This is a genomic window from Nocardia sp. NPDC087230 (genome assembly GCF_044744725.1).
GTDB lineage: Bacteria > Actinomycetota > Actinomycetes > Mycobacteriales > Mycobacteriaceae > Nocardia > Nocardia canadensis.
In genome coordinates this window covers 526,470-541,475 of the sequence record NZ_JBIUYV010000001.1, presented here as the reverse complement: position 1 = coordinate 541,475, position 15,006 = coordinate 526,470, and the positions used below count along the sequence as shown (strand labels likewise).

The window sequence follows — 15,006 nt, the reverse complement described above, 5'->3', positions numbered from 1 at the left end:
GACCGGTCGAGCGGTGATGCTGCCGGTGGAGGTGGTGCCGGTGGCTCGCAAGCCGGATGTGTTCGTCAGGGCTCTCACGTCGGAGGAGGGCCGCAAACTCGCCCAGATCGGGCGGCGTAGCAAGCAGCCCGTGCGGATGCGGCGGGCGATCGTGGTGATGGCCTCAGGTCAGCATCAACCGGTTCCGTTGATCGCGAAGCTGATGCAAGTGTCGGAATCGTATGTGCGACAAGTGATCCATGACTTCAACGAGAAGGGCATGGACGCGCTGGACCCAAAATGGAAAGGGGGCAGACCGGCGAAGACCGATCCGGCCACGCGTGACCGGATCTGTCAGATCGCTCGGTGCTGCCCCCGGGACCTGGGGTGGCCGTTCTCGGCGTGGAGCCTATCGAAACTGTCAGAGGTGCTGCGCGGCAACGGGATCGCTGACATCAGTCGGGAGACATTGCGCCGGATCCTCAAGGCCGGTGGGGTGTCATGGCAGGCCACGAAAACATGGAAGACCAGCAACGACCCCGAGTTCGTGGAGAAGATGAGCCGGGTGCTGGATCTCTACGACAACCCGCTGGCGGACGGGCGTGTCGTCTGCGTCGACGAGTTCGGGCCGCTGAACCTGCAGCCCCGCGCCGGCCGCGGCTGGCAGCAGGCTGGGCGGCCGACGCGGTTGCGCGCCACCTACAACCGCAACGCCGGTGTCCGGCACATGTTCGGTGCCCTGGACCTGGCCACCGGTCAGCTGTACTACCGGATCCGGGACCGCAAACGCGCGATCGAGTTCCTGGCGTTCGTGAAGTCGCTACGCGCCCGATGGCCGGACGAACGCCTGTACTTGATCCTCGACAACTACTCGGTCCACAAGCGGCGTGAAGTGCGGGAATGGTGCGTGGGCCATGGTGTGGAGTTGGTGTTCCTGCCAACGTACTCGTCCTGGTTGAACCGGATCGAGTGCGAGTTCGCGGCGCTGCGGTACTTCGCGCTCAACGGCACCGACCATCGCACCCATACAGCGCAGGATGCGGCGATCGGTGACTACATCCGTTGGCGCAACCAGCACGCCCGACCGATCCAGGACTTCGCGGTCGGCTCCAAGATTCGGCGCCCCGATTACCTACCGAACGTTGCGTGACGAGGCACTAGACAGCAAACGATCCCGTCCGGCGCAGTGGAGTCCATCCACTGCGCCGGAGGTGTTTCCATGACCGTTCACAGCAGCATCAGCCGCTGACCGTGAACGCGAACAACCCTGAATTCGACACCGCCCGCGAAATACCGGTAGCGAACTCGGCAAATTTCAGGTTTCCTGGATAAGGAAGAGCCATTGATCGGGCAGAAACACGGTGCCCGATGCAAATTCACTCCCACACCCCCACACACCTGACGCGCGAGAATTCTCGGCCTGATCGCGCGCCACTGCCTCGCCGCAGCGCAACAGCACTTCGGCTCCCAGCGCGGTGTAACAGGTTCAGTCTTGCCGAATTCAGTTCCAACGCAGCGACCCAGCTGACGATCGGGCTCCGGCGAACCCATCAATATTGCCGAGACGCCGCGAATCTCGGGACCAACCGGCCTTCCCGGTCCCTCCTCCACCTCAGCGCCCGCGGGATCCACCCCGAGGACCCCGGCGGCAGTTGTGTCTGCTGAACCCCCACCCGGCCTCACGCCGCCGCTGCGCCGGTGGGTCAACACCAAGATCGCCGCCGCGCACGTCGGCGTTCATCCCGAAGTGCTGCGCCGTTGGGCGCGCAAACCGGATAAGCACCCCTGGCTACCCAAGCCCATCCGAGTCGGAAAGGAATTCCGTTGGGACATCGACGCACTCGACACCGCCCTGACGAACCTGGCCGACCCGACAGAGGAGCCCGACGATGAGGCGGGGTAGACCACCGCGGCCACTCGGGGTCCCCGGCAAGCCGATGCTCACCGAGGTCTCCCCCGGCCACTGGAAGGCCCGCGTCTACATCCGCGACACCTCCGGCCGGCGACGCGACGTCACCCGCTTCTCCCCGATCAAGCTCAATGCTCAAGGGCGCGAACTGCCCGATCGCACCGGCCAACGCGCGCTCGATGCCGTGCTAGCTGCCGCCGTCGACATCCGCGTCGACCTCGATGACGAGCTGTCGGACTCGATGACCGTCATACAGCTGTGGGGCCACTACCGCGACCACCTCGTTTCTCTCGGCCGCGCAGCGGGCACCGTCAGCCGCTACGACGAGGCCGCCAAGACCTTCGACGCCGCTTTCGGCGGCAGACGGCTCTTCGAAGTCACGACAGCGACCGTGGAGGCCTTTCTCAAGGAGGTCGGGCACGCCCGAGGCCCGTCGAACATGCGCACCGCCCGCAACGTGCTCTCGGGGATGTTCCGGTTCGCGTGCAGCCGGACCCCGCTCGAGGTCAACCCGGTGCGCGAGGCGAAAATGGCCGAAAACGTCGAAGCCAGGGGTCGGACCGGCGGTGCCGGTGACCTGACCGTCGACGAGCTGCGTTTCATCCTGTCCTCGGTCCGAACCTCGCAGACCCCGTGTCCCCGCAAGCTGTCCAAGGCCGAACGTTCCCGAGGAACACCGGTCAAGGCCTACACCCCACCCACGGTCGCGGCCTACTGCGAAGGCGCCGACCTCGCCGACGTCATCACCCTCTACGCCGCGACCGGGCTACGCCGCTCCCAGATGCTCGGACTCGTGTGGTCCGACATCGACCTCGACGAAGCGACTCTGCACCCGGTCGGCAAGGTCGTCCGGGTCGGCGGCAAGGGACTGGTCCGGGTCACCGACGACGATGACCCCAAGAACCACACCGGCATCATGGCGCTACCCGAGTTCGCCGTCGCGATGCTCAGACGCCGCAAAGACGCGATGGCGGCCCGGCGCCTGACCTCGCCGCCCCAACCCGGAATCGAAGACTTGGATCTGGTGTTCCCATCCGCGGTGTGGACATTGCGAGACCCGCAGAACGTCGGCCACGCGTGGCAGAGGGTCCGAGAAGCGTTGGGCTTCGCCGAGGACATCACCCCGCACAGCTTCCGCCACGCTGTGGCTACGATCCTCGACGACGCGGGCCTGTCGGCGCGTGTCACCGCCGACGTCCTCGGACACAAGGACGTCTCCATGACCCAGAAGCACTACATGGCGCGCGGACGCCCCCACCAGGCCGCAGCGAATGTCCTCGACCGGGCTATTGGCGGCATGCCAGTGGATCTCGACGCGTGACCCGGTCAGTCGCCGGCCGAATCAGGCTCGCCCACGTGGGAGGAACAATGCGAGCAGCCCGAACGCGAGCGCGATCAGGCCTGCTCTGCTCTAGCCTGGGTGGGGACGACCACATAGTGGAGATGGACGTGGAATGCCGACCGGGCTCACTCCCACGCGTGTGGGGAGGGCCGGACGGCAGTCGCTATAGATATCAATTCGCGGGGCTCACCCCCACGCGTGTGGGGACGGCTCGCCCCAGATGACGTAGGCCGGTTCGTCGACCGGCTCACCCCCACGCGTGTGGGGAAGGCACTTCTTGACCAGCGATTTTGGGAAGGAGCTAGACGAATTTCATTCACTTTTCTTCCGCTCCTCCATCATCGAAGGCCCGGCGAGGTCAACGAACAAGGATCACAACCCGCGTCCACAAAATGCACCTGATTCCTCTTTCGTGCAATCGGCAGTACGCCCGTGGATCTCCGTGATCGGTCCGGCGGTCACAGTCACCTGTGGGGTGTTGTCCGCGGCTACGACGACGCCCCATTGGTTACATCACGGATCATGCCGGTTCTTGGTCGAGATCGATTGCGGCACGGATGTCGAAGTAGATCTGATCGACGGATCTCCCAAGGCTCCAGCTCGCGTTGATGCGGACTTCGTCGACGAACGGCAACGGTTGCCACCCGTGGTACCACTGCGCCATCTGTTTCGGCGAGAACTCCTGTGCTTGAGGTCTGCGCTCATGCCGCCGGAGTGTCTCCTCGAAGGTTAGATCGAAGCTGTAGAACAGCGCTGATCCCGCTGTGAGCGAGAGTCGTTCGAGCATCTCGGCGTACCGGTCGGCGTCGAGTATGCCTTCCACGATCACGATCAGTCCGCGAGCCAGCCCGAAAGCAGCGACATGCTCGATGAGGTCGATATTGACCGCGGCGGGAGCGTCAGTCTCGCGAAGCATCTTCCGGCGGACCATATCTTGTGAAGCAACCAAACAGCTAGCACGCGGGAATCGTTGCTCCACCGCATGGGCCACGGTCGACTTGCCCGAGGCGGAGTTTCCTCGTAGGACAACCAACACACTCGCAGTCGAACTGGCGTCGGACCGATGGAAGGCCATCTGTGCCAGCTCCTCTCGCCTCTTCGACCTCAGGTGTTACTCCTCGGCGAACCCGATGAACTCTACGTCAGCGATCAACTGCTCGTGGCCGAGCGAGTACCACTGGCCAACGATCCGGAATCGGTTGTCAAGCAGGTACCTCTCAACCTCGTCGAGCGTTGGCCCCTCGGGAGGCCGCGGCAACGCGATCGGCTCGGCGAATTCGCCTTCCATCGGATCAAAGACTTCGATATTCGCAGTGCCTGTGTGGTGACGCACGGTGAGTCGGTCGCCTGCACGGGGCACAGGAAGCGCGGCATCATCGACCTTCGCGGTCAAGAAGTGGTCGTCCATCGAGCCGATCCTGTCGTCGAGTGGCCGTTCAGCGAGCAGTACAACCTCGCTCGCTAGTCAAGTAGATGCATAGAATCCTAGCGAGTAGCCGACTTTGCACCACTGTGGTCCGCGCCTCCGAACCTACCCGTCCCGGCGCCGGCGACTTCCGTGTGCTCCACAGACTCCAGCCCCTGCTCAAGTTTTCGGCCGAAGCCGGTGCAGGTCGCGGCGCTAGCAGTGAAGAATGCTGTGGTGCCCACGTTCCCATCTGAGATCAAACCCGAGGTCGAGAAGGTTCTTCTGGATCTCAACGACGATCTACTGCTATCGGTCGCGACAGTACGCATGGCACCGCGAGGAGGATGGACCTTTCTCGACGCAATCGCCGAGTTAACCGATACTCCCGCCACTGGCGTGGCGTGGCGGAGCTCAGCCGATGGCCTGACAACGAAGGAGCCGATCTCGATCCAGATTCCGGCGCCGAGCGCATTCGACGTGTGCGATCCCTATGGTGGTTTCCAGATCAATCCTCGGCCGTCAGCCACGACCATCGATGCAGGCAAGTTCCTGCGAGCGCTCGGCGCGAACAGTCCTCAAGCCGACGCAGTCAGCCGGTTGTGGGTTGTATGGTTCTACGCACTGTGGGATGAGCACTACAGGCATAAGCTCGCGGAAGCTCACGGGTGCGAGCCGAACGCCTTCCAACATGACTACTTCGGTGACCTTCGGAAGCTTCGCCACGACACTGCACACGGTAAGGGCATCGCCAGGAAGGGGTACTCGGCGAGCTGTTCGGTCCTTCGCTCGTTCCCGGTCGGCGATCGAGTAGTCCTGCGGCACACGCATTTCAGGGAGATTATCGAGATGATCCCCTGGGAGTATCTCGCCATCAAGCCGGAACCAGCACCGCAGCGGAAACCTAGTCTCACTGCTGAGATCGACAGCGCGCTCCGCGATCGGTTCCGGGCCGCCGCTGCAAAGTCAGGGGTCTCCGTGCACACGGCGACCGCTGAAGCGATCGAGCTGTGGCTGGAGGCTCACTCCGAGGAGTGAGCCTGCCCATCACTCCTTGACTTTGAACCCTCGCAGCCGCGCTTGAGTCGCGATGTCGGCGCGGAACCGCTCCATCGACGACATCGTGTAGAGGCCATCGATCGCTTCATCCTCCCACATCTTGTGCAGTCTCCGGAGATCGGATTTCCTTGACAGCCAGGCCATTCCATCGACCACCGCGCCGATGAACTGGACTGGCTTTCGCACCTCGGCCATCTCCTGGATCTCACGGGGCGCATCAGTCAGTTTGGAACCGGTCGAGTCGAATCCCTTTGCTGCAATAGCTATTACAGCGTTCGCGGCATTGGGAATCACGAGGTCAGCGGGAGCGGTTCTGCCACCCTTGCCGACGAAGCGTGTCCGGACTTCGAACGGCAGGCCGAGCTCGTGCACGATCTTCTCGATCGTGTCTTCGATCGATCTGCCGGTTTCCGCTGCGTTGATCGCTCGGGCCTTGCCGCCGGACCGCGCGGCAAGGACGTCGCCGAAGGTGTAATCGGTCGACAGCTGCGTGCTGAGGAGGCGGATCAGATCGAAGTCTTTGTCGAGGCGTGCGATCAGCTCGGTCGAGTTTGTGCGTGCACGAAGCGCGATCGAGGTGGTCCCATAGATGCTGCGGATGGTGTTCTTGAGGCGCTCCTGACTCATCCCCAGGACGAGGCCAAGAACGAAGGCACTGTTGGGGTGGTCCTCGACCCACTGCGCCAGCACCTGCTGATCGATCTTGCCCAGCCCGGCAAGCTGGGTGGCAGCGTCCTTGACCTGAGCCGTGTGGGCTGTTTCGACGGTTGGGTCGGCATCACCGCTGAGCTTGGACATCGAGTCCAGGTACTCCTGGAACGAAACTGCAGCGCTCATCGAGCAACGAAGATGTACTCGGCGACCTCTTTGCGAGCTGCCGTCGCATGGGTGCCGAAGGTGTAGGTGTGCGGAATCGGAATCAGCTGCACGTCGGACTTGACCTCCCCCAGTAGTTCAATGATCTTGTCCGCATCCGGCACCGCGTTGCTCCCGTAGGACAGCACGATCGTCGAATCTCGAAAGTGCTTGAACAGGTTACGCATTGCTTCCTCCACGGTGCGCGGATACGCGAAGGGAGTGTACTTCTTCACGATCTTCTTCGTTGCGGTGCCTTCCATGATCTCCTGGCCACGCCAGTAGACCGAGAGCCCTTCCAGGAAGTGGTAACGCTTCATGTAGTCAGCGTCGTCCTTGGGTGGGGCGTATGGCGGATCGAGGTAGACCAGGTCAGCTCCTGTGGGCAGGTCGGTCACCTCCCCTGTCACTGCCGTGTGCTTCATGCCGTTGGAGAAAACTGTTCGGTTGTAGGCAGCGGCGTGCTGCACGAAGTGCTCCTTCAGCGACAGCTCCATGTCGCGCCGACCATCGTTGTACCGGTTGACGTCGGTGAAGGTGAATACGCCCCGCGGCTGCCGCCGAGCTGCTGAGAGCACAAGCGCCGAGATGGCGACAGCCTGCTTGTAGGGCGGCAAGCGATCGATATGCGACCAGGCGCTGTCGAGAAACTCCCGATCCGCCGGCGTGAAGTACAACCCGTCGAAGGTTGTACGAATGAAGTCGCGCTCATCGGCAGCGGGCCCGCAGATGGCCGCGATCTCCGATTGGGTGAGCCGCTGCGAGCTGTTGACCGTTGTCGCCGTCGCGATCGCAGTCGGGAAGTTCAAGAAGTCGTTCGAGGTGACGCTGTATCCCAGGTTCTTGAGCAGGTAGGAAACAACACCGGACCCCGAGAACCCGTCGACCGCGGTTTCCCCGCCGATCTCAGCGAAGACCTCGGCCAGCTTCGGGATCAACCGGTACTTCGACCCCATATACCGCAGCCGCGGGTAGACAGCCAGCGTCTGACTTACGGCTGTGTCTACAGGCCGAACTTCCACGGTTGTCATTTTGCCCATGTTACGGGGCGGATCGCAGAGGCGCGGGCAGGGCGGGCGACAAACGCTATCAGCTCCTAACTAGCCAACATCGGGCCCCCACCTCGGCGCGGAAGTGCCTTCCCTGATGATCACGTGGCTCCGCGCCCCGCGTGAGGCACGGCCCCGTGCGCCTCGTCGTGCACAGGGGTATGGCTCGGCTCACCTCATGCATGTGGGGACGACGGGTTGAACACCGACTCAGGCTTGCCCGTCCTAGGCTCACCCCCACGAGTATGTGACGACCAGCGCGAGCAGTTCGGGCACCTGGGTGCTCGGAGCTCACCCCGCGCAGTTGGAAACCACTTTCGACGCATCGATTAAGCGCCAGGCCGAGTGGGACTCACCCCCACGCGTGTGGGGACGACCTCGGCACCACCCTGCTGTGGGATGGGCAGCCGGGCTTACCCCCACGCGTGTGGGGACGACATCCGCGCAACACCGCCGTTCGCGCTGCTGCGGGGCTCACCCCCACGCGTGTGGGGACGACACTTGTTGACCAGCGCTGTTGTCGCGCGACACCTCGATTTTCATTCACTTTGATTTGGCACATCCACTTCGGGGTTCGCAAGTGCCGGTCCCTGGCCTCGCCTATTTCCTGCGCGTGGCGCCGCATGGTTGTCGAGGTGTGGGTTCGCAGAGTCCTCGGCCGAATTAGTGGTGACTTAGTGGGGAAAAAGTTCAGGCCGGGTTTCGAAGGAATCTTCGTAACCCGGCCTGACCTGCGCATACTGTGGAGCTAAGGGGAATCGAACCCCTGACCTTCTCGATGCGAACGAGACGCGCTACCAACTGCGCTATAGCCCCGTGCGGCTCTGGCGAACCGCGCTGTGACACTGTATCAGGCGTTGCGCCCAGATACCGAATCGGTACTCTGACCTGCTGTTCTGCGTGGTTCGACCAGTTATTCGCCGACTGCGCGGCCGAGGTCTTCGACCCGGGTGCGGAGCGCGCGTGCGGTGGCCGGATCGAAGGTTTCCAGGTGCTCGAACATCGGGTCCTCGTCGTCGGTGTCGAGCAGGGTGGAACGGCGGCGCAGGGCACGCGCGGTATCGCGGTCCATGGTGCGCCGCGTCGTGGCCGCCTCGGGGGTGGCGGTGGCCTCGCGGCGCTTGCCCCGGGTGAGGCGAGCAGCACGCCTGCGGCGGATCTCCTCCTCCACGTGGACCTGCTTGCGCAGGTAGGCCAGATAGCCCACCAGCACGGCCGTGGACAGCCCGCACGCCCACCAGAACATCGAATTTAGCAGCAGGCCGAACGCCGCGAACAGGATGGTGGCGATGATGAGGCCGAGCACCGCCCGCTGCCGGAAGCTGTAGCGGGCGGCGCGCGCGATGGCGTCGGCCTCGGGGTCGTAGCCACCGCGCCCGCGCCGGTTCGGCACGAAGTCCTCGTCGTCGTCGGCCGCCGCGTCGGTGGTCTCCTCGGCGACGTCCTCGAGGCGGGCGGGCGGGGCCGGTGGGATACGCGCGGCGACGGGCGGGTCGGTCGCGTCGTCGGCCGCGGCCGACTCGTCGTCGGCGTCCGGCTCCGCCGCAGCGTCATCGATCGGCGCGTCCGCGGCATCCGCGGCCGCGGCGCGGTCTTCGGCCGCGGCGTCGTCGAGGTCTGCCTCTTCCGTCGACGCGGCTTCCAGTTCCGGTGTGGGAGTGAGCAACTCGTCGTCAGCTTCGGTGACGGGCTCGTCGGCCGATGTCGTCATCCGATCCTCCGAATCAGTACGGTGGGGGCGCTTGGTCAGCACACGGGGGCGGTAGTCGGGGTCACTCTCGTGACCGCCTGCCGCCCCGATGCGAATCCGTCGTTCGGCCCCGCCACGGTGCAGCACGCGCGTGGCGAGTGCGGCATCGGTGGTGCGGCGGATCCGGGGATGCCGGTCCGCCAGGATCGGGAACAGGACGAAGACCCACAGCACCACAAGTCCGATCCACAGGATCGAATTCGGCATCGCGGTCATCACCTCCCGTCCCCGCCTGCGCGTTTATCCATAGTTGGACGCACTACCGACGTCCGTAGGTTAATTCGGGCGCGCCTGCCCTCGCGGCAGGCGCGCCGTGCACACCTGCCACATGAGTAACAGAAATTTCACGGCAGTGCCGCTCGACCCTCTCTGACCAGGCGATCCACGACGGTGCCCATGACTTCTTCGACCGTCAAGCCCACCAGCAGATGATCGCGCCATTCGCCGTCCACATCGAGATAGCGGCGCAGCAAACCCTCTTCGCGGAATCCGACATTGCGCAGCACCGCCTGGCTGGCCAGGTTCTCCGGCCGCACCGTGGCTTCCACCCGGTGCAGCCCGACCGGCCCGAAGCAGTGATCGAGTCCCAGCGCGAGCGCGGCGGTGGCCACACCCTGACCGCCGAGATCCTTGGCCACCCAGTAACCGATCCAGGCCGAGCGCAGCGCGCCGCGCACTATATTGCCGATGGTCAGCTGTCCGCTGAACTGGCCGTTCACCTCGATCACCAACGGGATCATCGCGCCCCGCCTGGCCTCGGCTTTCAGGCTCGTCCACAGCGACGGCCAGTTCGACGCGTGATTGCGCGCCTCCCAGCTCCCGCGTCCGGTCGGCTCCCAGCGCTCCAGATGGTCGCGATCGCGCAGCCGGATCCGGCTCCACGCGGCGGCGTCACGGAAGCGCACCGGGCGCAGCGTGACCTGTCCGCCCGCGACGATCACCGGACCGAGCCGGGCCGGCCATCCGGGATGCTGACCTGCCCGGAATACGTTCATCGAGTCCACTGTTCAGCCGCGCTGCGCCAGGAACGCGACCCGCACCTCGTCACCGGTGCGGAAATCGGTGTCGTCGGGCTCCACCACGATCAGGCTGTTCGCCTCGGCCAACGTCGCCAGCAGATGGGAGGACCCGCCGTTGCCGTTGCCCAGCGGCTGCACCAGGTAGTCACCGGTGGCCTCGTCGCGCAGCAGCTGCGCGCGCAGGTAGCCCTTGCGACCGGGCATCGAGGTGATCGGAGTGATGGTGCGGGCGTTGACGATCCGGCGCATCGGCTGCCGACGGCCCAGCGCGATCCGGATCAACGGACGCACCATCACCTCGAACACCACCAGCGCGCTCACCGGATTCGACGGCAGCAGGAAGGTCGGGACCTCGTCGCGGCCGAGCCTGCCGAAGCCCTGCACCGAGCCCGGGTGCATGGCCACCCGGTCCACCTCGAGCTCGCCGAGCCCGTCGAGCGCCTCGCGCACCTGGTCCGAGGCCCAGCCGCCGACCGCGCCGGCGATCACCACGACCTCCGAGCGCACCAGCTGACCCTCGACCACATCGCGCAGCCTGCGCGGATCCGCGCTGACGATGCCGACCCGGTTGACGTCGGCGCCCGCGTCCCGCGCGGCCGCGGCCAGCGCGTAGGAGTTCACGTCGTAGACCTGACCGGGGCCGGGCGTGCGATCGATATCGATCAGCTCGCCGCCGATGGAGATCACCGACAGCCGCGGCCGCGGATGCACCAGCACCTTGTCCTGCCCGACCGCGGCCAGCAGCCCCACCTGGGCGGCGCCGATGATGGTGCCCGCGCGGACGGCGACATCGCCGGGCTGCACGTCGTCGCCGATGCGGCGGACGTAGTCGCCCGAGCGGACCGGCTCGAAGACCTTGATCCTGGCCCGGCCGCCGTCGGTGAAGTCCAGCGGCAGCACCGCGTCGGCCAGGGTCGGCAGCGGGGCGCCGGTGTCGACGCGCACGGTCTGGCGCGGCTGCAACCGGATGGGCTGGCGCGAACCGGCGACCACCTCGCCGACCACCGGCAGGGTGAGGTCGATCAGCTCGCCCGCCTCGTCGCGCACGTCGGTGCCCGCGGCGGAGACGTCGACGCTGCGCACCGCGTAGCCGTCGATGGCGGCCTGATCGAAGCCGGGCAGCGGCCGTTCGGTGACGACGTCCTCCGCGCACAGCAGACCCTGGGCCTCGGATATCGCGACCCGGACCGGCCTGGGTGCGACCGCGGCCGCGGTGACCTTGATCAGCTGATCCTCAACCGAGCGCATCGAGCTCCTGTGTCTATGTGTCCATCGCTTGTCGCGCTTACGCGTTCGGGGAGTTGGGGTCCCACTCCGGGCTGAGCCGGAACTTCAGCCACTCGCGCAATTGCGGGCCGTATTCCTCCCGCTCGAGGGCGAAATCGACGGCAGCTCGAAGATAGCCGCCCGGGTTACCCAAATCGTGGCGCGACCCACGGTGGACGACCACATGGACCGGGTGTCCCTCCGCGATCAGCAGGGCGATCGCGTCGGTGATCTGCAATTCCCCGCCCGCGCCCGGCGTGATCCGGCGCAGCGCGTCGAAGATCACGCGGTCGAGCAGGTAGCGACCCGCGGCGGCCAGCGTCGACGGCGCGTCGGCCAGCTCGGGCTTCTCGACCATGCCCTTGACTCGCAGCACGTCGGTCTCGGCGCCCTCGGTCAGCTCCTCGACATCGAAGACGCCGTACGCGCTGACCTGCGACTTCGGCACGTCGATCGCGCACAGCACCGAGCCGCCGCGCTCCCGGCGCACCCGGCTCATGGTCTCGAGCACGCCGCACGGCAGCACCAGGTCGTCGGGCAGCAGCACCGCGATGGCGTCCTCGTCGTCGTCGAGCACCGCCTCGGCCTGGGCGACCGCGTGGCCCAGCCCCAGCGGCTCCTCCTGCACGACCGAGGTCACATCGAGCAGACCGGGGGCCTTGCGGACCTTTTCCAGCAGGGCGAACTTGCCGCGCTCGGCCAGGGTGCTCTCCAGCACCAGGTCTTCGACGAAATGGGCGACGACGCCGTCCTTGCCGGGCGAGGTCACGATCACCAGCCGCTCGGCGCCGGAATCGGCGGCCTCGGCGGCGACGAGCTCGATGCCGGGGGTGTCGACCACCGGCAGCAATTCCTTGGGCACCGTCTTGGTGGCAGGCAGAAACCGCGTCCCGAGTCCGGCCGCGGGTACCACCGCAGTGCGGAAACCGGAAGTCTTGTCTGTCATGCGCATACCCTATCCATTCAGCGTGCCGTCCGATCGCCCGTCGCGACGATCCGGCGTCGGCAAGAGCTTAGGGTGGTCGCTGTGGAGATGCCCGGTGAGCGCACCAAATATGCATGGCGCAGCCACATCCTCGCCGAACGAGCGCTGGTCGGGCCCGCCGATCACGCACGCGAGGCCGCGGCGCTGGCCGCCGCGATCGGCCCGCTGGCCGGGGCCGACGACGTGGTCTGCGCCTATGTCCCGATCCGTGGTGAGCCCGGCGATCTGCGCATGCTCGACGCGCTGCGTGTGCGCAACGCCACGGTGTTGCTGCCGGTGACCGGCGAGCCGGGACCGCTGAGCTGGGCCCGCTACGAGGGTCCCGATTCGCTGCGCAAGGCCCGCTTCGGTCTGCTCGAACCGACCACGGCGACGCTGCCGCCCGCCACCGTGACCACCGCCGCGACCATCCTGGTGCCCGCGCTCGCGGTGGACCGGCGGGGCGTCCGGCTGGGCCGCGGAGCGGGGTACTACGACCGCACGCTGGGCGCCGTCGGAAACAGCACTCGCCTGATCGCCGTCGTCCGGGATAATGAACTCGTCGACCGGCTGCCGGAGGAACCGCACGACCGGCGGATGGGGTGGGCGCTGACGCCCGGCGGTGGGCTGCGTGAACTGGGCGGTGACCGGCCCGTTCCGCCGGAATGAAACGGCGATTTCCGACGTTGGCAGTGTCGGCGGTAGAGTGCTAGATCGACGAGACTTGCGGAGGATCCTGTGCCAACTTATTCATACGCGTGCACCGAGTGTGACAACCGCTTCGACATCGTTCAGTCCTTCTCCGACGACACGCTGACGGAGTGCCCGCAGTGTTCCGGGAAGCTGCGGAAGCTGTTCAACTCGGTCGGCATCGTGTTCAAGGGCAGCGGTTTCTACCGCACCGACAGCCGGGGTGGCGCGTCCACCGCGAGCGAGCCCGCGAAGTCCTCCGCGGACAGCGGCAGCACCAACGGCAGCAGCTCCACCAGCACCAGCACCAGCTCGACGCCCGCCGCCGCGAGCTGATCTCCGCCGGTTTGTCCACAGCACCGAAGTTGTCCACAACCAGCACTTTCGGCGGCTGATCCGCACTGCCACGCCCCTAGGCTTCGGGCATGACTCGCAGTCTCGCCGATCTGGGACGTGGCGGTTCCTGGCGTTTCGCCCTCGGTAACCGCCCGGCCTGGGCCGATGCGCTGCTCGCGCGGCGCATCGGGGCCGCCGTGCTCGCGCTGCTCGCCCTCGCGCTGTTCGTCCGGGGCGATCCCGGCACCACCCGGCACGACGTCGTCGTCGCCGCCCGTGAGCTGGCTCCGGGCCGACTGCTCACCGCCGACGATCTGCGCGTCGACCGGCTCGAATCCCGTTCGCTGCCTTCGGGTTCGGTCACCGATACCGCCGTCCTGGTCGGCGCGACACTCACCGGCGCGATGCACGCCGGCGAAACCTTCACCGACCTGCGCGTCATCGGCCCGCGGTTGGCCGCGGCCGCGGCGGGCTCCCCCGACGCCCGGATCGTGCCCATCCGCCTGGCGGATTCCGCGGTGGCCGAGGTGTTGCGCGCGGGCGACCGGGTCGATGTCGTCGGCGTCGAAGACTCGGGCGGACCGGGTGCGAGCAAGCCCGCCCGCACGCTGGCCACCGACGCCGCCGTGGTCCTCGTCACCGCGACGGGCGAGCGACGTTCGGGCGCGGAACGGGTGGTCCTGGTCGCGCTGGACGCCGAATACGCCACGGCGGTGGCCGGTGCCTCGTTACGAACGGCGCTCACGGTCGTCTTCCATTGACCCCGCCGGCCCGCACCGTGGACGCCACCTGGGCACTGTTCGCGAGAAATTTGCCGCAATGCTGATTAGCATCACACACGAACCTGCTCGACCGTTCAGCGCATTCGAACCAGGAGCACAGCGCCCCCGGCCGGCTCCTCGACGAAGGAGACATCGGCAATGCTCAAAGGTTTCAAGGATTTCCTGCTCCGCGGCAATGTGATCGACCTGGCCGTCGCCGTCGTGATGGGTACCGCGTTCGTGGCCATCGTCACCGCGTTCACCAACGGGATCGTCAATCCGCTGCTCGCGGTCTTCGGCGGGTCCAACGAGATGGGGCTGGGTATCCAGCTGGTGGCCGACAAACCGGCCACCTTCGTCGAGATCGGGCCCATCATCACCGCGGGCATCAACTTCCTGATGATCGCCGTGATCCTGTACTTCGTGCTGGTGCTGCCCGCGACCATGGCGAAGAAGCGCTTCTCCAAGGCCGACGAGAAGCTCTCCGAGAACGAGCTGCTCATCCAGATCCGGGATCTGCTGGCCGAGCAGGGCAACACCTCGAACGGCAAGCACGGCATCGCCACCGAGTCGGCGACCAGCAACGGCGAACACACCCGCTGAGCTGCCTCGACGACGAAGG

The 15,006-nt window shown here is 66.1% G+C and carries 16 protein-coding genes and 1 tRNA gene; 9 read left to right on the top strand and 8 right to left on the bottom strand.

All coding sequences use genetic code 11. The features are described from left to right. Window positions 1–16 precede the first annotated feature (16 nt). The 3 genes from ACIO52_RS02490 to ACIO52_RS02480 all read left to right on the top strand — a co-directional run bounded on the left by ACIO52_RS02490 (window position 17) and on the right by ACIO52_RS02480 (window position 3,209). A complete protein-coding gene (locus ACIO52_RS02490) occupies window positions 17–1,129 on the top strand; it encodes an IS630 family transposase (RefSeq protein WP_402640922.1) in 1,113 nt (370 codons plus the stop codon). Window positions 1,130–1,633: 504 nt separating this feature from the next. Further along, complete coding sequence (locus tag ACIO52_RS02485) at window positions 1,634–1,882, top strand: hypothetical protein (RefSeq protein WP_402640920.1); 249 nt, start codon at window positions 1,634–1,636, stop codon at window positions 1,880–1,882. Next, window positions 1,869–3,209, top strand: coding sequence for a tyrosine-type recombinase/integrase (locus ACIO52_RS02480; protein ID WP_402640917.1), 1,341 nt, complete (start codon window positions 1,869–1,871; stop codon window positions 3,207–3,209). Before ACIO52_RS02485 ends, ACIO52_RS02480 begins: the two co-directional genes overlap by 14 nt. A gap of 541 nt (window positions 3,210–3,750) precedes the next feature. On the opposite strand, the gene ACIO52_RS02475 is transcribed toward ACIO52_RS02480, so the two are convergent. Next, the gene (locus ACIO52_RS02475; protein ID WP_402640915.1) at window positions 3,751–4,305 is read right to left on the bottom strand and encodes an AAA family ATPase; all 555 of its coding nucleotides are present in this window, start codon (window positions 4,303–4,305) and stop codon (window positions 3,751–3,753) included. On the opposite strand from ACIO52_RS02475, the gene ACIO52_RS02470 reads away from it, so the two are divergent. Both ACIO52_RS02470 and ACIO52_RS02465 read left to right on the top strand, forming a co-directional pair. Continuing rightward, window positions 4,294–4,695 carry a hypothetical protein gene (locus tag ACIO52_RS02470; protein ID WP_402640912.1) on the top strand — a complete coding sequence of 134 codons (402 nt, stop codon included), beginning with the start codon at window positions 4,294–4,296 and terminating at the stop codon, window positions 4,693–4,695. The two genes, ACIO52_RS02475 and ACIO52_RS02470, sit on opposite strands and share 12 nt — an antisense overlap. Window positions 4,696–4,872: 177 nt before the next feature. After that, entirely contained in the window at window positions 4,873–5,673 is an 801-nt protein-coding gene (locus ACIO52_RS02465) for a hypothetical protein (protein ID WP_402640910.1), read from the top strand. A gap of 9 nt (window positions 5,674–5,682) precedes the next feature. Here ACIO52_RS02465 and ACIO52_RS02460 read toward each other — a convergent pair whose 3' ends face one another. The 7 genes from ACIO52_RS02460 to ACIO52_RS02430 form a co-directional block, all read right to left on the bottom strand. Then, the gene (locus ACIO52_RS02460) at window positions 5,683–6,531 is read right to left on the bottom strand and encodes a hypothetical protein (RefSeq protein ID WP_402640907.1); all 849 of its coding nucleotides are present in this window, start codon (window positions 6,529–6,531) and stop codon (window positions 5,683–5,685) included. After that, window positions 6,528–7,580: a DNA adenine methylase gene (locus ACIO52_RS02455; RefSeq protein ID WP_402640904.1), complete on the bottom strand. Its 1,053-nt coding sequence runs from the start codon at window positions 7,578–7,580 to the stop codon at window positions 6,528–6,530. Before ACIO52_RS02455 ends, ACIO52_RS02460 begins: the two co-directional genes overlap by 4 nt. A gap of 761 nt (window positions 7,581–8,341) precedes the next feature. Further along, window positions 8,342–8,414, bottom strand: a tRNA-Ala gene (locus tag ACIO52_RS02450). A 97-nt stretch (window positions 8,415–8,511) separates the two neighbouring features. Further along, window positions 8,512–9,555: a gephyrin-like molybdotransferase receptor GlpR gene (glpR, locus tag ACIO52_RS02445; RefSeq protein WP_218721737.1), complete on the bottom strand. Its 1,044-nt coding sequence runs from the start codon at window positions 9,553–9,555 to the stop codon at window positions 8,512–8,514. Window positions 9,556–9,692: 137 nt separating this feature from the next. Then, a complete protein-coding gene (locus ACIO52_RS02440; protein WP_218721735.1) occupies window positions 9,693–10,343 on the bottom strand; it encodes a GNAT family N-acetyltransferase in 651 nt (216 codons plus the stop codon). 12 nt (window positions 10,344–10,355) lie between these two features. After that, on the bottom strand, window positions 10,356–11,615 hold the full coding sequence (gene glp / locus ACIO52_RS02435) for a gephyrin-like molybdotransferase Glp (protein WP_218721734.1): 1,260 nt from the start codon (window positions 11,613–11,615) through the stop codon (window positions 10,356–10,358). A 37-nt stretch (window positions 11,616–11,652) separates the two neighbouring features. Continuing rightward, window positions 11,653–12,579 (bottom strand): UTP--glucose-1-phosphate uridylyltransferase, encoded by a 927-nt coding sequence (locus ACIO52_RS02430; RefSeq protein ID WP_218721732.1) that lies wholly within the window; start codon window positions 12,577–12,579, stop codon window positions 11,653–11,655. An 87-nt stretch (window positions 12,580–12,666) separates the two neighbouring features. On the opposite strand from ACIO52_RS02430, the gene ACIO52_RS02425 reads away from it, so the two are divergent. The 4 genes from ACIO52_RS02425 (at window position 12,667) to mscL (ending at window position 14,987) form a co-directional block, all read left to right on the top strand. Continuing rightward, window positions 12,667–13,266, top strand: a complete 600-nt coding sequence (locus tag ACIO52_RS02425) for a 5-formyltetrahydrofolate cyclo-ligase (RefSeq protein ID WP_402642133.1) — start codon at window positions 12,667–12,669, stop codon at window positions 13,264–13,266. Between the two features lie 69 nt (window positions 13,267–13,335). Further along, on the top strand, window positions 13,336–13,623 hold the full coding sequence (locus ACIO52_RS02420; protein WP_316576095.1) for an FmdB family zinc ribbon protein: 288 nt from the start codon (window positions 13,336–13,338) through the stop codon (window positions 13,621–13,623). An 89-nt stretch (window positions 13,624–13,712) separates the two neighbouring features. After that, window positions 13,713–14,384: an SAF domain-containing protein gene (locus ACIO52_RS02415; protein WP_402640898.1), complete on the top strand. Its 672-nt coding sequence runs from the start codon at window positions 13,713–13,715 to the stop codon at window positions 14,382–14,384. 159 nt (window positions 14,385–14,543) lie between these two features. After that, window positions 14,544–14,987 (top strand): large conductance mechanosensitive channel protein MscL, encoded by a 444-nt coding sequence (mscL, locus tag ACIO52_RS02410; protein ID WP_218721727.1) that lies wholly within the window; start codon window positions 14,544–14,546, stop codon window positions 14,985–14,987. Window positions 14,988–15,006: the final 19 nt, after the last annotated feature.